Annotated in this window: 17 protein-coding genes; 6 read left to right on the top strand and 11 right to left on the bottom strand. The window is 66.2% G+C overall.

Annotated features, from left to right (window positions below; translation table 11 throughout):
- The first annotated feature begins 41 nt into the window (after nt 1-41).
- Nucleotides 42-1,199 (top strand): restriction endonuclease subunit S, encoded by a 1,158-nt coding sequence (locus BX266_RS16470; protein ID WP_099900632.1) that lies wholly within the window; start codon nt 42-44, stop codon nt 1,197-1,199.
- A complete protein-coding gene (locus BX266_RS16475; RefSeq protein WP_099900634.1) occupies nt 1,199-4,351 on the top strand; it encodes a type I restriction endonuclease subunit R in 3,153 nt (1,050 codons plus the stop codon). The genes BX266_RS16470 and BX266_RS16475 overlap by 1 nt, the downstream gene beginning before the upstream one ends.
- Before the next feature lie 305 nt (nt 4,352-4,656).
- Here the strand turns inward: BX266_RS16475 and BX266_RS38075 are convergent, their stop codons facing one another.
- Nucleotides 4,657-5,187 carry a hypothetical protein gene (locus BX266_RS38075; protein WP_143686943.1) on the bottom strand — a complete coding sequence of 177 codons (531 nt, stop codon included), beginning with the start codon at nt 5,185-5,187 and terminating at the stop codon, nt 4,657-4,659.
- 413 nt (nt 5,188-5,600) lie between these two features.
- On the opposite strand from BX266_RS38075, the gene BX266_RS38080 reads away from it, so the two are divergent.
- On the top strand, nt 5,601-6,170 hold the full coding sequence (locus BX266_RS38080; RefSeq protein ID WP_143686944.1) for a hypothetical protein: 570 nt from the start codon (nt 5,601-5,603) through the stop codon (nt 6,168-6,170).
- A gap of 873 nt (nt 6,171-7,043) precedes the next feature.
- Here the strand turns inward: BX266_RS38080 and BX266_RS16485 are convergent.
- The 5 genes from BX266_RS16485 to BX266_RS16505 form a co-directional block, all read right to left on the bottom strand.
- Nucleotides 7,044-8,534, bottom strand: coding sequence for a replication initiator (locus BX266_RS16485; RefSeq protein WP_099900638.1), 1,491 nt, complete (start codon nt 8,532-8,534; stop codon nt 7,044-7,046).
- 106 nt (nt 8,535-8,640) lie between these two features.
- Nucleotides 8,641-9,510 (bottom strand): DUF2637 domain-containing protein, encoded by an 870-nt coding sequence (locus tag BX266_RS16490; RefSeq protein WP_099900639.1) that lies wholly within the window; start codon nt 9,508-9,510, stop codon nt 8,641-8,643.
- A gap of 41 nt (nt 9,511-9,551) precedes the next feature.
- The gene (locus BX266_RS16495; protein ID WP_099900641.1) at nt 9,552-10,973 is read right to left on the bottom strand and encodes an FtsK/SpoIIIE domain-containing protein; all 1,422 of its coding nucleotides are present in this window, start codon (nt 10,971-10,973) and stop codon (nt 9,552-9,554) included.
- Nucleotides 10,970-11,125 (bottom strand): hypothetical protein, encoded by a 156-nt coding sequence (locus BX266_RS38650; RefSeq protein ID WP_180290312.1) that lies wholly within the window; start codon nt 11,123-11,125, stop codon nt 10,970-10,972. The genes BX266_RS16495 and BX266_RS38650 overlap by 4 nt, the downstream gene beginning before the upstream one ends.
- 83 nt (nt 11,126-11,208) lie before the next feature.
- A complete protein-coding gene (locus BX266_RS16505; protein WP_099900643.1) occupies nt 11,209-11,607 on the bottom strand; it encodes a hypothetical protein in 399 nt (132 codons plus the stop codon).
- Between the two features lie 179 nt (nt 11,608-11,786).
- On the opposite strand from BX266_RS16505, the gene BX266_RS16510 reads away from it, so the two are divergent.
- Both BX266_RS16510 and BX266_RS38085 read left to right on the top strand, forming a co-directional pair.
- Nucleotides 11,787-12,329, top strand: a complete 543-nt coding sequence (locus tag BX266_RS16510) for a GntR family transcriptional regulator (RefSeq protein ID WP_099900645.1) — start codon at nt 11,787-11,789, stop codon at nt 12,327-12,329.
- Between the two features lies 1 nt (nt 12,330).
- Entirely contained in the window at nt 12,331-12,537 is a 207-nt protein-coding gene (locus tag BX266_RS38085; RefSeq protein WP_143686945.1) for a hypothetical protein, read from the top strand.
- A 1,480-nt stretch (nt 12,538-14,017) separates the two neighbouring features.
- Here the strand turns inward: BX266_RS38085 and BX266_RS16515 are convergent.
- The 5 genes from BX266_RS16515 to BX266_RS16535 form a co-directional block, all read right to left on the bottom strand.
- Nucleotides 14,018-15,112, bottom strand: coding sequence for a radical SAM protein (locus BX266_RS16515; protein ID WP_099900647.1), 1,095 nt, complete (start codon nt 15,110-15,112; stop codon nt 14,018-14,020).
- Nucleotides 15,113-15,123: 11 nt separating this feature from the next.
- On the bottom strand, nt 15,124-15,657 hold the full coding sequence (locus BX266_RS16520; protein ID WP_099900649.1) for a class IV adenylate cyclase: 534 nt from the start codon (nt 15,655-15,657) through the stop codon (nt 15,124-15,126).
- Nucleotides 15,644-16,255 (bottom strand): AAA family ATPase, encoded by a 612-nt coding sequence (locus BX266_RS16525; protein WP_099900651.1) that lies wholly within the window; start codon nt 16,253-16,255, stop codon nt 15,644-15,646. Before BX266_RS16525 ends, BX266_RS16520 begins: the two co-directional genes overlap by 14 nt.
- Before the next feature lie 102 nt (nt 16,256-16,357).
- Nucleotides 16,358-16,558 carry a hypothetical protein gene (locus BX266_RS16530; protein ID WP_099900653.1) on the bottom strand — a complete coding sequence of 67 codons (201 nt, stop codon included), beginning with the start codon at nt 16,556-16,558 and terminating at the stop codon, nt 16,358-16,360.
- The gene (locus BX266_RS16535; RefSeq protein WP_259464723.1) at nt 16,555-17,013 is read right to left on the bottom strand and encodes an ATP-binding protein; all 459 of its coding nucleotides are present in this window, start codon (nt 17,011-17,013) and stop codon (nt 16,555-16,557) included. The genes BX266_RS16530 and BX266_RS16535 overlap by 4 nt, the downstream gene beginning before the upstream one ends.
- Before the next feature lie 249 nt (nt 17,014-17,262).
- Here BX266_RS16535 and BX266_RS16540 point away from each other — a divergent pair, with 249 nt between their 5' ends.
- Nucleotides 17,263-18,690, top strand: a complete 1,428-nt coding sequence (locus tag BX266_RS16540; protein WP_399169793.1) for a hypothetical protein — start codon at nt 17,263-17,265, stop codon at nt 18,688-18,690.
- The last annotated feature ends 7 nt before the right edge of the window (nt 18,691-18,697 follow it).

Here is an 18,697-nt window from a genome sequence, read left to right on the forward strand (position 1 = left end):
CGCCCCCGCCCGGCTGGCGCGAGACAACGGTACGGCGAGTATTGCGCGTACTGGACCGACCTGCTCGGTCGGGGCTCGGCGTTATCACCGCTTATCGGGATGGCGCCGTCACTCTGCGCTCTAACCGCCGCGAGGACGGCTACACCTTCTCGGATACCGAGAACGGGTATCAAGAGATCCGCCCCGGCGACCTGGTGTTCCACGCCCTCGATGGATTTGCCGGTGCCGTCGGCGTTTCTGACAGTCACGGCAACGGTTCGCCCGTCTACCACGTCTGCGAGCCCATTGCTGGCGACGATCCCTCATACCTTGCCCGCCTGCTACGCCACCTCGGAACCTCTGGCTTTCTCACCACCCAGGCGCCGAACGTCCGCGAGCGCAGCGTCGACTTCCGCAACTGGAGTACATTCGCTCGAATCCCTCTAATGCTGCCCCCGGCCGATGAGCAGCGAGTCTTCGCCGACTACCTCGACCGCGAGACGGCCCGGATCGAAATTTTCATCGAGGAGCAACGGCGGCTGATCGAACTGCTCCGCGAGCGCCGTGCAGCCGCCATCTCGCATGCCGTGCTAGATGCGACAACTGTGCGGACTCAACTCCGAAGAGTCGTCGACGTTATTGATTGCGCCCATGTGACCGCCGAATTTGTCGACGATGATAAACGCTATCCTGTGGCGAGTATCCGCGAGTGTCGCGGAACCACGGTTGATCTCTCAGAATGCAACTACACAACCGCAGAGTTCTTCGACCATCTCCGGGCTTCGGGGCGAGCTCCCCATTCGGGTGATCTGCTTTTCATTCGAAACGTCTCTGTCGGGTTGGTTTCAGTTGTGACTCCGGACCTGCCCGAGTTCGCAGTTGGACAAGAGACTGTCCTCCTGCGCCGACGCACGGACATCGATCCATCGTTCTTGCGCTACGCGCTGATCGGGACCGAAGTCAGACATGCGATTGAGGGCGCCATGATCGGGAGCACGTTCCGACGAATCAACGTGTCTGCCGTCCGCGCCCTGCCGGTGCCGCTTCCTTCGCTCCACGAACAGCGGCGCATCGCGGTTCACCTCGACGAGCACACTGCGAAGACCGACAAGCTCATCGCCGAAACCGAGCGGTTCATTGAGCTCGCCCAGGAGCGATGCGCAGCGCTCATCGCATCCGCTGTCACTGGGCAGATGGATGTCCGAGAGGCAGTGGCGTGATGGCTGATCACAACGAGGTCGTCTTCGAGAAGGAGATCTGCGAGTACCTCCGGGACCACGGCTGGCTGTACTCGGTGAACGACCACGACGGCGGGCAGTACGACCGGGAGCGGGCGCTGTTCCCAGCCGACCTGTTCGCGTGGCTGGAGGCGACGCAGAAGCCAGCTTACGAGAAGGCGTTGAAGGCGGCGGGGTCGCAAGCGAAGTTCCTCGACGTACTGACCGCGGCACTCGACCGGCCGTTGGAGCACGGCGGCGGGACGCTAAACATCCTGCGCAACGGGGTGCAATACATCGGCGGCGGCCGACTGAAGATGGCGCAGTTCCGCCCGGATACCTCACTCAACGCGACGAGCACCGCGCAGTACGCGGAAATGAAGGTACGGGTGGTGCGGCAGGTGCACTTCTCGACCGCCGACCAGCGCAGCATCGATCTGGTGTTCTTCGTCAACGGGCTCCCGGTGGCCACGGTGGAACTGAAGACCGACTTCACCCAGTCGCTGAACGAGGCGGTCAACCAGTACAAGCACAATCGCAACCCGCTGACGAACGGCCGCCCCGAGCCGCTGCTCTCCTTCGGGCACCGGGCTCTGGTGCACTTCGCCGTTTCGAACGACCTCGCGGCGATGACGACGAAGCTGGAGGGCGACAAGACCCACTTCATGCCGTTCAACACTGGCTTCGACAGCGGCGAGGGCAACCCGCCCGGCGCTAACGGCCGATCGGCGACGGCATACCTGTGGGAGCGGGTGTGGGAGAAACACGCGTGGCTGAACATCATCGGCCGGCTGATGATTGTGCAGACCAAGGATGAGTGGGACGTCTCAACCGGCACCTCGGTGCGGCGGACGAGCATGCTATTCCCGCGGTTCCACCAGTGGGAAGCCGTCACGAACATCGTGGACGCGGTGCGCGAGGAGGGCGTCGGGCAGCGGTACCTGATCGAGCACTCCGCCGGATCGGGGAAAACGAACACCATCGCCTGGACAGCCCACCGCCTGGCGCGGCTGCACATCGACGACCAGAAGGTCTTCGACTCGGTCATCGTTGTCGTGGACCGCACCGTGCTCGACACCCAGTTGCAGGACGCGATCCGGCAAATCGATGGCACCGGGAAGATCGTCGCGACCATTGGGCCCGAGGATGTCCGCAAGGCTGGCGCGAAGTCGAAGTCGGGTCTGCTGGCGCAGGCTCTGAAGAACGGCGAACTGATCATCGTCGTGACGCTGCAAACGTTCCCGTACGCCCTGGACGAGATCCGCAGCGACGCCGGTCTGAAGGGCAAGCGGTTCGCTGTCATCGCCGATGAGGCGCACTCCTCCCAGTCCGGCCAGATCTCCACGAAGCTGAAGCAGGTACTGACCGCCGAGGAGGTCCAGGAGATCGAGGACGGCGGCGAGGTCGACGTGGAGGCGGTCCTCGCGTCCGAGATGACGGAGCGGGCCGAGTCGGAGAACATCTCCTACTTCGCCTTCACTGCGACGCCGAAGAGCAAGACCCTCGAACTGTTCGGCCGTAAGGGCGCCGACGGGAAGCCGCGCGAGTTCCACCTGTACTCAATGAAGCAGGCGATCGAGGAGGGCTACATCCTCGACGTACTGAAGGGCTATCAGAGCTACGACACCGCGCTGAAGATCGCGGGCAAGGCCGGCAGCGGCGACGCTGATGGGGGCGAGGTCGAGGAGGCCACCGCCCGCAAGGGCCTGATGCGGTGGGTGCTGCTCCACCCGACCAACATCAGCCAGAAGGTGCAGATCATCGTCGAGCACTTCCACATCAACGTGGCCTACCTCCTGGAAGGCCGGGCGAAGGCGATGGTGGTGACCGGATCCCGCAAGTCTGCGGTGAAGTACAAGCTGGCCATAGACGCCTACATCGCCAAGCGCAGCGCCGAGGACCCCTCGTACAACTACCGCACCCTTGTGGCCTTCTCCGGCGGAGTGACGATGCCCGAGGACGAGACCTGGCACAGCGACTGGGGGCCGCAGCCGGACAAAGACGACGAGTACACCGAGGCCAACATGAACCCCGGCGCCGGATCGGATCTGGCAGCCGCATTCAAGGGCCAGACCTACAAGATCATGCTGGTCGCCAACAAGTTCCAGACCGGCTTCGACCAGCCGCTGCTCTCGGCCATGTACGTCGACAAGAAGCTGCCAGGCATCACCGCGGTGCAGACGCTCTCACGGCTGAACCGCACCCACCGCACCGCCAACGGCGAGCAGAAGCGCAAAACGTTCGTCATCGACTTCGCCAACGAGCCCGAGGACATCAAGGCGGCCTTTGAGCCGTACTTCAAGAACGCCACCTTGGAGACCGAGACCGACCCGTACGTGGTCGTCCACCTGTCCAACAAGCTCGCCCAGCTCGGGATCTACACCGAGGACGATGTCCGCAAGGTCGCCGAGCTGTGGGTGACCCGGAAGGGCAACAACGCGCTCTCGGCGGCGATCAGCCCGGCGCAGCATGACTTCCGCCGCCGCTACGCACGGGCGATCGAGGAAGAGGACAAGGTCACGCTCAACGAGCTCGACCTCTTCCGCAAGGACGTCTCCACCTACGTACGCCTCTACGACTTCATGTCCCAGATCATCGACTACGGCGACGCCTACATGGAGATGTTGTCCATCTTCCTGCGGTTGCTGGAGAAGGTGATCGCCGAGTCCTCGTGGACGGCCGAGGTCGACCTGTCCGACGTGGTGCTGGTCGGGGTCAAGCACAGCAAAGCGATCCCGGTCGACATCTCCCTCGTGGGTGATGGGCAGCTGAAGGGCATCAGTGCCGCCGGCACGGGAGCGAAGAAGGAGCCGAAGTACGTCGCACTCCAGGTCGTCATAGACAAGATGAATGACCTTTTCGGCGCTGAGTCCTTCGCCGCCTCCCAGGTCCGGGAGTTCGTTCAGGGGCTCGTCCAGCGACTGCTCGCCAACACTGGTCTGGTCAATCAGACCAAGGCCAACACCAAGAAACAGTTCATGGAGTCGCCAGACTTCCAAGCAGCCGTTACTGAGGCAGTCGCAGACAACCAGGACGCCCACAACACGATGGCCGACTACTTCTTCACCGACGGGCCGGCCATCAACGCGATCATCATCGCCCTTGCGGACGCCTTCTACGAAGCAGCGACTGATCAGCAGGAGGAGGATTCTTAGGAGGTGGCGGCTCTCGTGTCCCGCACCAGCGGAAGCCGCTGCAACTCGGCAGCAGACCGCGTGTTACTCAGCTGAGCAGTCGGCAGAAATATACCCGCCAGCGGCACATTGGAACCCTCAAAGAAACCGGCCAGTTGCGCAACGGCGAAACTTCATTACCGCCACCGAATTAATCGGCTCCCCCCGCAATCCCCACTTGCCGGCCATCGACACTCCAAAGGATCCGGCCACAAATCCAACGACCGAGCCAAAGCAAACCTCACCACCATTTCAAGATCCACTGCAAAATTCCCCACGATGCGCCACTACGGCCCGGGAATCTGAACTGGAGGGGAGAGCCTGGGCTCAGTAGCGTCCTGATCGGACACATCGATAAGCAGGTTAAAGAGCCAGACTAGCCTGATCGACCGAAACCCGCCGAACATTAGAAGAGACTCAATAAATAGGCCAATCCAACCCGGCTTTGAGCCAACATCAAGCATCAAGGCAAGAAGGGATCCGCCAGACACGATAAGCATTGCTTTGAGGATACTGGACCAATTCTTGCGCATGCTGATCCCAAATCGGCGGCGAATCTCCACCATTCGACGTCCACTTGCTGTCGCATACTGGCTGATTGCAGCAGTCCCGAAACCGCCCACAAGAGCCGAGACCGATGCTGCAGTCATATAGAGGTTACTGCGCGAGTCAGGAGAGAGCTTCTCGATCAGCCCACCATGGTGAATTGACACTCGCAGGAAAGAGTAAGCCACCATAGCTAGAGCGACCAAAATCCAGTCACCCGCCGGATATTCGGCCCACTGATTTCTGATTCTCTCCACAAAACGTGAAAGCATTGCGCCGCATCTCCCCTCGCCGACCCATGCACCACACTCTAGACCGAGGCGCTGACAGCGGCCCTGAGGTCGTCTGCATGTTCCCGGGCGGTGTCCAAGATTGCGTCGATCGCAGCCTCATGGCGGGGGCGCGAATCCTCGGGTCGAACAAGGACTCGTCGCTTGGCAGTAATGTGGTGCTTCAAGAAATCCAAGGGCTCATCCTTGAGGTCACCCGACGGAGTATCAAGCGTCACGAGCGCACGTGCACGAGACACACCATTCGGCTCCGCAAGCCATCCAAAATCAGACATCAGAGCCTGCACGTCCTCGCGAAGACGTCGCTCCCCCCGGGCTCGCGCCACAGGACCTACACCGCGCCTGGGCATCTCAATAGCCATACTGATCCTATGGTCGGGATAGCGTTCGCGCCCGTGGCGCGCGAAGCCTGCAAGTCCAGATCCCTCGGGGGGAAGAATTCCAGGGACAGGCTTAAATGTGAATTCGACCTTGTGTACCGCCGCAGCGTTTTGCAGTTTATCCCAAGCACTTTTACTGATGACGGGCCACAGTTCAATATCTCCATTGACCATCCCGCACGCATTCATCCATCGCTGGATTGCGGACGCCCGCGGGGAAGCCTGGCCACCCTGCATCATACCGACGACATTCCCAAATTCGAGAAAGCAGACGGTGGTGGTGTCGATGAAACCGCGATTCCCTTCGAGTCTCAAATCTTCGATATGGCCGTGATCGAGGTCAACCGTTTGATGATCTCCGCCGCCCAGTCGACCAATCAGCAGATGATCCCTTCCACCCCCGCTGACTACTTCACCAATGAAATGATCCTCGTCCGTGGCAAAGGTACGCCTGCCTGCCGGCCTCGGGCGAAGACGCTCCAGAGCGAGCGGCCACTCAACCTGTTCCATGCGAGCGTTCTGGGCATCCTTGGCGCGAACCACCTCGTAAAAGGCAACGGTCCTGACACGGCTCATAGCCATTGAATCCCCTCCAGTTCAACACGAAACGCACGCAGTCTACGTCCATCGAGGGGGCAGAAGTGTTGCAAAGGTTGCGATCTCACGATTGCGCTGGTCAGACGATGTACAGCAGGTCGAGCGAGCATGCGACGGCCGCCGAAGGCGCGACGGAGGCCGACAGCGATCCCAGAGGTCGAAGTTGATCGGTTCATTCCATAGCCGATCTGGACCGATTCTGATCATCGGCTCAAGATCCACTGCCGCAATATTTGGGCATAAGGGGTCATAGTGGAGCAATTGGCACAAATCAGGCGCGCCCGATTCGCCCCATCTAGTCATTAGTTCTAAAACCGCAGATCAAGGCCACCGAATTGACGCAATCAAATAATTCAACGACCATGAGGCGTCGACTGCTCGCTTCCATGGCGAGCCCACCCACGGAAGGGGAACCATGGCAAAGGGGCACAAGTGTCCGAATTGCGGCAAGAACACGCTTCAGCCATACACTACGAACCAGCTGAGGTGCTCCAGCTGCGACACGATCGTCAAGAAGGACCGGCTCTCCTAAGTTAGGAGCATCGCTACGCGCCCTCTACGGAGCGCGCGGCCAAGATGAAATTCAATGCCCCTTGGTGAGGTTACTTCCGCCCGCCCTCGCGCGAGCGCTAGGGGCTGAGTATGCACGAGAGGGCTCCGCACGATGGGAGCCCTCTGTGTTCGTTTATGCAGCCTTGGCCTCGGTAGATGGAATGGTCAGCAGGCTTGCGAGACGCCGCGCCCCCTCTGGGCTGATCTTGGTCGGGAAGGTGGCGCACACCCGGTCCAGGTGGAACGCGCGTGCTGCCGCGTCGTCACGCCGCCGCGAGGTAAGGCGGTCCGTGACCCGAGGGGTCTCGGTCACTGCAAGTCCCCCTCACGCTTGAGGCGTTGGGTGGCGGCACGGTTGTGGCGGACGGTTTCGGCGAGGAGTTCTTCGCCGGGGCTGTAGCCGGTGCCGATGAAACGCCAGTCGGAGACGACGAGGGTGGTGTTGGGGTCGATGGGCGGGTGGCCGGCACGAAGGCGGGCCTGTTCGGTCTGCCAGGTGCGGCGGGCGCCGCGGAGTGCGCCGAGGGTGGTGGAGTAGCAGCGGGACTTGGTGGAGAAGTGGCCGCGGAAGCCGAGCATGTGGGCCCACTTGGTGAGCTTGAGTTCGGCGAAGTCGGGCGCGCTGCCTAGGTCCCAGCAGGTGCGAATCATCTGGCGCACGTGGCTTGCCACGTGGAGGTCGGCGAGAGGTTCAGCGAGGCCGGTCCCTTCGCAGGGGGCGCATTCGTCGGTGAGGCCGGCGGGGGTGGGGATGCGTCCGCGTCCCTTACAGCACGAGCAGTACAGGGGTCGGTCGACGGTGCCGGTGCCTTCGGCGCTCTTGGTGGCGTACTTGGCGACGTACCCGGCCACGGCCGCGTCGGTGAGCGGGGTGTCGTCACGGTCTGCGGTGTCGGGGCGGGTGATCTCGCGCACGTCAAGCTGTCGGCCCCAACGCAGTTCGCGTCCACCGATGGAGTCGCCGGTGATGGTGAAGGACACCTTGGGGGCGGCTTCGCGTACGGCGGCGGTGAGGAGGTCGACGGTGGCCCAGGCGGGCGGGGTGGTGGTGGAGCCTTCGGGTCCGTCGAGGCGGACGATGGCGTGGAAGTGGACCAAGCCGCGCTTTTGGAACTCGGCGACCTTAGCGAAGGAGACGCGGCAGTGCTCGCGCAGTTCGCTGGTGGTGAGTCCGGCAGCATGGGCGACGGCGCGGCGAAGGTAGGTGGTGAAGCGGGCCCAGAGGGCTCCGGCGTGGGCGTTGAAGAGGACGGCTCCGGCGTAGTCGTAGGCGGTGGGGTCCAGCGGAGTGCCGAGGACCGGGTGCCCGGCGGGGTGAAGGGTGCCGCAGCGGCAGGCGTGGGGCTTGCCCACCTTGGTAGTGGGCCGGTTGTGGACCGGGCCGAACGAGGGGGCGGTGAGGGTGGCGAACACGCGGGGGTGCGTGCGCACGTCCTCGGGGGTGCCCTTGCCGCCGGAGAGGCCGGCGCGGATGAGGTGGTAGGTGTCGGCGGCGTAGGTGCGGGAGCAGGACGGGCAGCGACTCGCGCGGCGGTTTCCGCAGGCAGTCAGGAGGCGGCCGAGGGGTTCGCTGTTGGTGGTGTAGTGCCGTACGGGTTCGCCGGTGGTGGTGTCGAACGTGGTGGTGTGGCCTGCGAGTTGGACGGGGCGGGTGCAGCCCGCGAGGCGTTCGACGGCATGCTCGATGCGGTCGAAGTCGTCGCGCTGGGCGTAGTGGATGAGTCCGCGGACCGATGGGGAGACGATCCGGGCTCGGTCGAGTACCCGGTCCAGGACAGCGATGGGGTCGAGGTCGGTCATGTGGCCTGTCCTTCCGGGCAGTTGAGCGGGTTCGGGGCATGGGGGTGCCGTCGCGCCGACCGGGCGGGGTGTGTGCGCGGTCGGCGCGCGGCGGGTGGGGCGGGGTTCAGGCGGGGACGGCCGCGAGGTGGGTGTGGGCGGCAGCCGCGAGCTGGGCGGGGACGCCGAGGCGGGCACGGAGCTGGGCCGGGGTGATCAGGTCGCCGGTGGCGGCGCGGTGGTCGTCAGCGATCCGGCGGGCAGCGGCCAGGAGCGGGCCGGGTACGTCCGGCAGGACCGGGGGCGCGGCGACCGGGGCGGGCTCAGCGGCCGGGGCGGGCGCCGCAGCGGCGGGCGCGGGTACCGGCTCGGGCTGGTGGGCCAGGGCCACCGTGGGCGGGGTCGGCGGCGTCGGCTCGGCTTCCGGGGCCGGGGCCGGGGTGGCGTTGCGCGTGGCGAGCGGGGTGGCCAGGCCGGAGGTGGGCTCAGTGGCCGGGGTGGGCGGCGCAGTGGCCAGGGTGGCAGGTCGGGCATGTTGGTTAGGAGTGGTGTCCTTCGGGGTGGTGGGGGTGTGGAGGTGGGCGAGGAGGGTGGGGCCGACGGCTCCCCAGCCGAGGAGGAGGGTGGGGGCGACGGTGTCGAGGGCGGCGCGGCCCCAGTGGCCGGCGGCGAGGGGTTCGGCGATGTTGAGTGCGAGGGTGAGGAAGCCGCACACGTGCATCAGCCTCCGCGCGGGGGCGAGGTGTTGGGGGTTGGTGCCGGTGAGGGTGAGGTGGTGGAGGGCGACAAGGAGGCCGACGACGGACAGGTCAACCATGGGGCCGATCAGCGGGGCGATCGGGCGGGGGACGCCCAGGCGCAGGGCGAGGGCCCAGATGTTGCCGAAGGAGAAGACGAAGGCGAGGGAGGCGATGACCGCCATTACAACGGTGATGGTGTGGCGGGTGAGCTTGCCGGGGTCAGCCTGGCCGCGCCCGTGCGTGGCGGTGGCGGTCATCGCCAACTCCTCTGTGCGGTCTGTGGGTTGTGGCCATGGGGTCAGGCGGTCGTGTCGAGGTCGTCGCCCTTGAGGAGGTGGGGGCAGGTGAGCAGGTCAAGGAGGAGGCCAGGGTCGGCCGTCAGGGGGGCGGTGTCGGCGGCGACGCGGGCGGTGTCGGCGGGGTCGACGTAGGGGATTCGGACGCGGGTGAAGCCTTCGTGGCCCTGGCGGGCCATGGTGGCGACGCCGACGTAGCCGGGATCCTGCATCGTGACGGGGTTGGCGTCGGGCCAGTTGCGGATGTCCTCACCGAGCGCGGCGACCGCAGATTCGGTGGTCTTCTGCGCGAAGGACAGCGAGACGGGGCACACGTCGCGGATGAAGGTCGGAATGGCGTCGCCGGTGGGCTTCTGGGTGGCGACGATGACAACCATGCCGACGCTGCGGCCCTTCTTCACCAGGTCCTCGATGAGGCGGGCGTTGTCGGCGGTCAGCGCCGCGTACTTCTTCGTCGTCGGGTCGGAGCCCTTGTAGTCGCGGAAGTAGGTGTGGGCTTCGTCGATGACCAGGACTACCAGCGGCCATGCCTTGCTCGGCCCCTTGGCCCACATGTTCGGCGTACCCAGGACGCGGCGGATCGCGGAGGAGCGGGCGCGTCGCAGGTTCACGAGGCGGGTGAACAGCTTGTTCGCGGCTTCGAGGTCGTCGCCGACGAATGCGAACAGCCGGTCGGTCACGTCCGCGTAGTCGCCCTCGTGGGCTTCGGACACCTTGCCGTCGGCGACGGCGAACTGCACGGCGTCCGAGGGGGCGAGGGCAGCGATCAGCTTGCTGATCAGGCTGGTCTTGCCGTAGCCGGGCAGGCCGGCCACGCACACGCCGGGCACGTTGTCCATGCGCAGGACGGTGGCGAGGGCGTATTCGTCCAGGCCCAGGTCCCACACCGAGAGGTCGGCGGGCGGCTTGCCTTCCGGGGTGCAGGTGTAGGGGATGAGCAGGGGTTCGTCCCGCACGGCGCGGATGCGCAAGGTGCCGGGCCTGTCGGGGTTGATCGAGACACGGGTACAGGCCCAGGCGTCGGCGAGGTGGTCGGCGTGCTTCTGGAACTCGGCGAGGCCGACCTTGGCCACGGTCTTCACCGTGACCACGACGCCGTAGCGGTCGACCTTGGTGGAGAGGCCGGGGGTAAGGATGCGCGGTTCGGGCTTGCCGCCGGTTCCGTTGCCCGAGGCGGTGAGGGACTGGAGGAAGGTAGGGGTGCGGTCGGTGGTGACCAGGCCAAGGTTGCGGGCCAAGCGCGGCCAGGTCCGGCGTATGCGCCATGCCTGGCGGATGCTGGCGCGGGTGCCCTTGTCGGCCGACAGGTATCGGCCGCAGATGACGAGCAGCCAGGCCAGCAGGACCAGAGCGAGCGCACCGCCCGCGTACAGGAGCGGAGGGGGGATCGTCGCGGCCCCGAGGCCGGGGACAGCGGTGTTCATGGGAACTCCGGGGTGTAGAGGAAGCGGAAGAGCGCTTGGCGGAGGTTCACCAGGTCCGGGCCCGCCGTGACGGGCGGGTAGCCGTGGGCTTCGAGGACCTTGGCCGCGTCGAAGACCAAGCCGAAGCTGAACCGGGTGTCGGTGCCCGGCACTGTCAGCGGGTAGAGCGCCGGGCCGGGCGCCGTGCCTGCGGACGAGGAATCCGCAGGCGCGGAGCCACTGGCAGGGCGGGCCGTCACGACGCGGCGACCGGCTCGGCAGCGGACGCCTTGCCCTTCGGCGCGGACGCGGGAACAGCAGCCACGACCGGTACCAGGGCCTCGGCCCGGTAGGCGACGCCGGACTGCACCTGGCCGTTGAAGAGGTTCGCCCACGGGGTGGCGATCAGGCCGACCGGACGGACGATCGCACCCGGGGTGATCCCGGCATCGAGTCCGGTCTCCGGGACGGCCACCTTGATGAGCTGAGCGGTCGCCTCGAACGTCTCAAGGAGCTGGACCGTGTAGAGGGTCGCGCCACTCTCCCGGTCGGTGGCGACCTGGCCGGTCGCGGCGTCGGCGAGCTTCGGGACCGCCGGCACCGCGACGAGGTGGGTCGTGCCGGTCAGGTCGGGACGGATGGTGATACGAGCCATGGAGGACTCCAGGGGAGGGACGGGAGGTGCCGGTGAACTCCGACACCCAGGACAGTACACGCACACATGGAACACCTGCAACACTCACAACACTCGATACACGCGAGAGTCGCGCTACAAGTGGAACCCATGGGTGCGCGGGTGTATCAGCCGTGCGCGGGGGCCGCTACCGTGGAGCCATGACACTGCCGCTCGAAGACGACCAGCGACCGCCGTACATGCTCGCGGCCGAGGACCTGCGGCGGCAGATCACAGCAGGCAGAATCAAGCCCGGCGAGCGCCTGCCGTCGGCCCGCGCACTCCAGGAGCAGTACGGCCTGGCCAGCTCCACCGTGCAGAGCGCACTCAAGCTGCTCAAGGACGAAGGGCTGATCTACTCCGTGCTCGGGCGAGGCAGTTACGTCCGGCCCCAGCCCAAGCCACTCGGGAATCCCGTCGAAGAGGCGATGACCAATCCAGACCATCCGCACGCCGTCTTCAACCGCCGGTACGCCGAACAGTTGGAACGGATGCACGCTGCCATGGAGGCCGAGGCCGCCGAAGGCGATCCGGAGGCGGACGAGAGCGGGCAGGCCGGCGCGGGGACCGTCGAGGTATCCGCCTCCGACCTCGCCATCCTCGTCGAACTCGTCACCGGTCTGGCCACTCAGGTGCAACAGGTCCAGCAGGAAGTGCGGGAACTTCGGGCCCAGGTTGAGCAAGCCGAGCAATCCGCTCGTTGAGGTGGGCCACTTCTTCGTTGAGGTCGGCCAACTGCCCCCCGATGTGGGCCAGCATTTCAATAAGGCGTCCAAATTCGCCGCGCATCAGTACTCACTCTCCCCGCATGTCGAACCTGTTCCGGTCGCCTCACTAAATCCAGCGGAATTCACCGCTTTTCTCACCGAACGCCTTCCTTGCCCGCAACGAATTCGCATCGGCCGCTGGTGAGAAAACCGGTGAGTTCCGCGACCGCCCAGCCCAGGCCCAGCGACCTCCCGGAGGATGGGTCTCCGAAACTCACCATTGCACCGCAACACTCCTGATGGCACACGGCGACAGGGCAGATCCCGCAGGGCGGGAGGAACGTTTCTTCTCTTCCCGTCATGCGGGATCCGCCACAGCTACCCAACCCCGAGAGTAGCGGCCACTTCAAATCCGCGACCGGCCGGAAGAAGTTTCCCGGAAGAAACCGCGAGAAAGAACGAGAGCCAACGGGACGGAATGACACGGGGTGAGACGATCCGGCATGACGCATCTCACACCCCTCCTTTCCGTCGGCAAGCCCTTCCCGCCGACGACTCCAAACGGCCGTTCGTCCCACAGTGCACCCCGATCCCCGGCTTGGTCGGGCCGGAGAACCCTGGTAGAACCCACCGACCCGTCCAGACCAGTACGCCATCCACAGCCTGTGGACAGACTTGACTGATCCCGCGCCTATATCTGACATCCGGCCATTCCTCCCGTTTCGTCCTGGCAGTCCCAGGCGTCACCCCTAGAAGCCGCGCTGACAAAGCCGGTGTGACACGGCGGCCGGACCTTCTTCCTGCCGGACTCTCCGAAGCGATCAGGGGGTGCGCGCAATCCATAGAGGTGTCCGCGAAGCAGCCGGTGTGACATCAAGATCGGCAGACACCGCAGCGACCCGAGAGCACGACCGGCTGTGCGAGGACAGACCACGCCGAGCGAGCGGGCCCAGGAGCGGAGTACGTGGGGGTGAGCGGCGGAAGGCACCGCGGACTTCATGACGCCGACGGCCCATCAGGGCAGCAGAGGACGGCAAGAGATTCCGCCGGCAGAGAGCGGCCGGATCCAGGGAGACGAAGAAGGCAGGGGAGGCGGTGTTCAAAGTTTCATTACTGGATCAAGGGCGGCCCGCCAGAGGCGGGCCGCGCGCCGCCGCGTTTCCGCCCGTCGCTCCTGTCTCGCGCCCCGCTATGGGCGGCCCCGCTGGCGGCGCAAGAACGAGGGTGGCGGTCGAGCAGGGCCAGGAGAAGCCGGACAAGCGGTCCGGCCCGACGTGGCCGGGGTCCAGGCCGATGGTTGCCCACCGTTCGTTCGGGCCCCCGCTGCTCGATGATCCGGGGCGGACGGAACCCGTCAAGCCCGCACCGCTCGCCGCCGTCGTCCCGCATAGGCCCGTACGCGCGGGCTTGACCGAACCCGCCCGCCCCTACTCTCGGCAGCTATCGGGCGGCCCGACCGGAATGGTCCCCGCCCAGCCGCCTCCGCTCCCGATCGACGCTAGCGCTTGCCTGCCCGACCGCGATGGTGATTCCCCGTCAGGAAACCGTTCCGAGCATGCCGACGGCCCCAGTACCGTTCGGTACCAGGGCTGATCAGCGAGGCTGGCTCGAAGGCCGGACCGCCCGCCCCGCCAAGGTCGCGGGTGGTCCGGCGTTCATGAAGCGGTCCAGGCCGATCCCGTCGTTCAGGCAGCGGCACCGTACTGGCTCGTCAGCCGGCGGACCTCGGCGTCCTTGAACGCCTGCACCTCTTCCACGATCCCGCTCTTCGCCAGGTCGGCCACGGGCACGCAGAGGTCCATGCGCTGGATGCAGACGCCGACCATGTACTGACCCTGCTCGGTGAGGTACAAGCGGACGCCGTAGTAGCCCTCCTGGCAGTCCGTGTCGTTGTTGAACCGGCAGGACGCGCAGGTGTCCGGGAGCCGTACCGGCAGCAGTCGCTTGACGTAGACGGCACGGCCGCCGAGCGCCCGGTACAGGGTGCGTTCGTCGGAGGTGCCGGCGGTGAACGTCCGGAGCACCGGTTCCGCGCCGACGCGGGCCAGCACTTCGGATATCGCGGCGATGGACTCCGGGCCGTCCTGAATGCTGGTCAGCATCCGCACGTCCGCGAACTGGCCGTGGGACTCGATCAGGTTGACGACCCGGTCCACGTGGGCCATGCCGGGGACGACGATGTTCACGGAGACCTTCACCCCGTTGGACACGGCGGCCCGGATGGTCTGGACGGCGGCCCGGATCTTCGTCTCGGCCAGCCCAGCCGACTTGAAGCGCTCGGACTGTACGGCCTTGAGCTCTTCGGCGGTGGTGCCGAAGACCGAGACGTTGACCCGGTTGAGGCCCGCCGCGGAGCAGTCCGGCATCACCTGCCGGCCGCGCTCGCCGTTGCTGGTCATTCCGACGGTCAAGCCCATGCCGGTGAGAGCCGAGACCAGCGAGGACACCTCCGTATGGAGAGTGGGTTCGCCGCCGGTCAGGTGCACCTCGCTCGCATCGAACGCCTTCGCAACGGTTCGCACCGCCCGCCGGAACGGGAGGTCCGGGGTCATCTTCGCGGCGAGGAAGTTCACGCCGTTGGACTCGGTGTAGATCGACACGCGCCCGGTCCCGCCCGGCCCCGACACGAAGGGCAGCAGGGTGCGACCCTTGTTGTCGGCGGTGACGGGCGTTCCCTCGTTGTGGCAGAACGTGCAGGCCAACCCGCAGTCGTCGATCACCTTGATGCGGATGGTCCTGTCCCGGACGACCCGAATTGCCGGGCCCTGGGTGGCAGACAAGGCGCCTCCATTCACTCGAATGTGAGCCGGGGGATCGCCTCGATGTCGATCCCGTACCGGCGGTAGACCTTGGTCGTGTTCTCGCTCGTCAGCTCGGCCAGGGGAAGCCCAAGCGCCTGCACCGTCGCGTAGACGTGCTCGGCGTTGTCGCCCTCGATCTCCATGTACGGCGGGATCAGCGGCCACTCGTCGATCTCGACGGCCGCACCGCCCAGCGACCAGGACGACCGGCGGTTCTCCTGGTACGCCTTCGGCTGGTAACCGAGCTTGCCGAGCAGCAGGTTGGCGGTGTCGAAGTCACCGACACCGGTCTCCGTCTCGGAAACCCCGTCGATCGCGTCAGAGTGGATCTCCTTGACGCACAGCGTGATACCGCTGCCGGTGTCGCGAAGGCGGACCCACGTGCCGGGCCGGCCGGGAATGTCGTAGACGTAGCGGCGCTGGAACCGGTCGCCCAGGTGCTCGGCCCCGGCCTCGGCCAGCAGCGCGCGGATCTTCTCCGGCTCGACGTTGAGGATCTTCGCTTCGAACTCAGTTGCGGTCATGATGAGTTGACCTTTCCAGTCGGGGTCTGGGGACTTGCGAGCGGACGATATCGACTATCGAGCGGGCCACTTCCTGCGGCGTGCGGCCGGTGCCGTCCACACAGACGAGCCCGAATGCCCGGTACACGCGGGTGCTTTCGGCGATGTTCGGCTCCTCGCGCTTGTGCCAGTAGCTCAGCGTCCTCTGCTCGACCCGCTGTCGGATGCGCTCCTGGCGGACGCTCTCGTCCACCTCCAACAACACCGCCACGTCCGGGACGAAGACCCCGTTCGGATACTCCGGGGAGCAGTCATGCCCCATCGCCCTGTGCGTGGCGATGGTGCGCGGGAAGTAGGACTCGACCACTACCGGGCGGCCACTCTGGCTGATTGCCCTGGCGGACTCCGACTTGACGTGGTTGGCCATCATCCACCAGTGGAATCGGGCCGAGAGGATGCCGGTGGCGTCCACCTCCGCCCGCATCCGCGGGAAGGTCGGCAACACCTCGTCCGTCAGGTGAACTCCGTTGAGGAGGGCGGCGACCAGCGGGGCGACCGTGGTCTTGCCACTCGCGCTGAGACCGTCGAGGGTTACGAACGGCCCACGGCCCATACCCATCTGAACTCCATTCGTCGGTCGGTTCTGGTGTCGTAGGGATTCGCGAGTCCGGTCACCAGCCGCAAAGTGAGCGGTGCCGGGGCGGGTGCGGAGCAACCTCGATCAGGCCGGCGGTTCGCGGTCCGGCGAGGAGAGCGCCACCACGGGTTCCGCCCGGTCGTGGCCGACTTGCAGGAGGGTCGTCATCCCGAGCACGAGGACGGTGACCAGATTCCCGAGTAGCCACAGGAACGTCAGCATGGCTTCGATCGGGTCGTCGTTCTCACCGCGATGGCGGCCGCCGGCGGCGTACTGAACACTCACGATGCTTCCAACCTCAACTCGAACCAGACCCACTTGCCGCGTGACTCGCATGTCACGCCCCAGCGCTGGGACAAGGCCGCGACCAGCCCCAGGCCGTAACCGGACTCCGCCTCGTGGGCCGGAGCCATCAACGCGGGCAACTCGCCCGAGGAGTCGCGCACCCCGACCCAGAACGCGGCAGGCCGGCGCCGCACCGCGATCCCGATCCGCCGACAGCCCGTGTGCTTGGCCGCGTTGGCGACCAGCTCAGTCACCAGCAGCTTTCCGGCGTCGACCAGCCGACCACCGGACCAGGCTTCGAACGCCGACTCGACCAGCTTCCGAGCGGGCGCAGCAGCCTCCGGGCCGCACGGCAACACCATGTGGCACCCGACGTCGGCCGGTTGGACCGCGACCACCGCGAAGTTCTCACCACCAGAGAGCCCGACGAGCGGGGCAGTGACACTTCCGGACATTCGACCTCCAGTCCCATTCAGTCGGGCAACGCCACCGTCGGACCAGCTCTCGAACAGTGGTGTCGTTGTGCTGTGCGCGGGAAGCACGCACAAGAAGGATCGGTCCGGTACAGATCTCAAACGATGCCCACGAGGTGTTCCCTAGGCGGTAATACTCTTCTCTGGGACGGTTTTTGATGATCCGTATCCCGCTATGCTCCCCAGCGAAGGCAGTGCCCGATGACGCATCCCGGCCGGACCCGAGGCCCCTTGCTGTCTGCCGAGTTACTGGCGCGCGAAGACCTCCGCCTGGCACTCGGCGAGCACGATTTCGCCGCTGCCTTCGTACTGATCAAGAAGTACGGCGGGCACTCGCAGAACAAGATCGCCGCAGCCTGCCAACTCACCCCGGGCAAGGTCTCCACGATCATGTCCGACCCGGCGAAAAGGATCACGTCATATGAAGTGATCGCGCGCATCGCCGACGGCTTGGGGATTCCCGGCCGCCTCCTCGGACTGGCATCGCGACCCTGGGAGACGGACACCGAGCAGCCCCAGCGACCGGCCGACCCCCGGCCTCCGGACGACGACTTCCCGTGGCGACCGGAGGTGACAACCGCACTCGCCACCCGCCTCACGAGAACTGATCTCGCCATGGACAGACGTACCGCCGCCCGTTTGCTGGCCACCGCCGCCATCACCGGAGCCGCCCTCCTGGACCCGCTCGAAGGATGGCTCGCCGCACCCGCCGCCGCATCGGACCGGGCCCGCCCGGGGAGACTTGGCCGACACGACGTGGCCCAGCTCGAACACTCCGCCGTGGCCTTCCGTCAGTGGGACCACCGGTTCGGAGGCGGTCTACGGGCCAAAGCCGTCCTCGGTCAGCTCAACGACGTCGCCGCCGCGCTCGAAGACCGTCAACTCCCCGATATCAAAAGCCGATTGCATGGCGTGATGGCCCAACTCGCGGGCACTGCCGCCACGATGATGTGGGACTCCGGGTACCAACGCCGCGCCCAGGACTACTACCGACTTGCCCTCCGATCCGCCCACGAGGCAGGGGACCGAGCCTTCGGCGCAAACGTTCTCGCCGGCATGGCACGGCAGATGCTCTACACCGGACGGCCGGGCGATGCCCTCGAACTGGTCAGGCTCGCCCAGGACGGCAGCCAGGGACACGCGGGCCCGAGGGTCCGAGCCATGCTCCGGACGCGCGAGGCGTGGGCCTACGCTGCAATGGGACGGGTCGCATCGTTTCGCCGCGCCACCGGCCAGGCCGAGGACGAGCTGTCATCTGCCAGGCCCGCGGACGACGAACCCCACTGGATCGCCTACTTCAACCGCGCCGAGATCGCCGGAGTGACCGGCGGACGACTGCTCGACCTCGCCCGCACCGACCCCCGAGCCCACGCCGACGCGGCCGCCGAGCACATCAGGACAGCGCTGGCCGAACGCGGAGCCGAGGCAGGCCGGTCCCACGCCCTCGACCGGATCGGGCTCGCCGAGACCCGGTTCCTCGCGGGCGACCTCACGGCCGCGGTCGAGGAGACCAGGAAGGCCGTGGCTGCCGCGGCACGCACCGGGTCCGACCGCGTACGGACCCAGCTCGGCGGGCTCTACCACTACACCGTCGGCCACTCGACCCACCCGGCCGTGCGAGAGGCCCGCGATAGCATCCGCGAGCTACTGGCGAACTGACCGAAGG

The organism is Streptomyces sp. TLI_171 (assembly GCF_003610255.1).
Lineage (GTDB): Bacteria > Actinomycetota > Actinomycetes > Streptomycetales > Streptomycetaceae > Kitasatospora.

Coding starts and splice junctions, on each gene's coding strand:
- BX266_RS16475 (WP_099900634.1), top strand. CDS start 1,199: ATGGCTGATCACAACGAGGTCGTCTTCGAGAAGGAGATCTGCGAGTAC.
- BX266_RS38075 (WP_143686943.1), bottom strand. CDS start 5,187: ATGCTTTCACGTTTTGTGGAGAGAATCAGAAATCAGTGGGCCGAATAT.
- BX266_RS16485 (WP_099900638.1), bottom strand. CDS start 8,534: ATGACCGACCTCGACCCCATCGCTGTCCTGGACCGGGTACTCGACCGA.
- BX266_RS16490 (WP_099900639.1), bottom strand. CDS start 9,510: ATGACCGCCACCGCCACGCACGGGCGCGGCCAGGCTGACCCCGGCAAG.
- BX266_RS16495 (WP_099900641.1), bottom strand. CDS start 10,973: ATGAACACCGCTGTCCCCGGCCTCGGGGCCGCGACGATCCCCCCTCCG.
- BX266_RS16505 (WP_099900643.1), bottom strand. CDS start 11,607: ATGGCTCGTATCACCATCCGTCCCGACCTGACCGGCACGACCCACCTC.
- BX266_RS16510 (WP_099900645.1), top strand. CDS start 11,787: ATGACACTGCCGCTCGAAGACGACCAGCGACCGCCGTACATGCTCGCG.
- BX266_RS16520 (WP_099900649.1), bottom strand. CDS start 15,657: ATGACCGCAACTGAGTTCGAAGCGAAGATCCTCAACGTCGAGCCGGAG.
- BX266_RS16525 (WP_099900651.1), bottom strand. CDS start 16,255: ATGGGTATGGGCCGTGGGCCGTTCGTAACCCTCGACGGTCTCAGCGCG.
- BX266_RS16535 (WP_259464723.1), bottom strand. CDS start 17,013: ATGTCCGGAAGTGTCACTGCCCCGCTCGTCGGGCTCTCTGGTGGTGAG.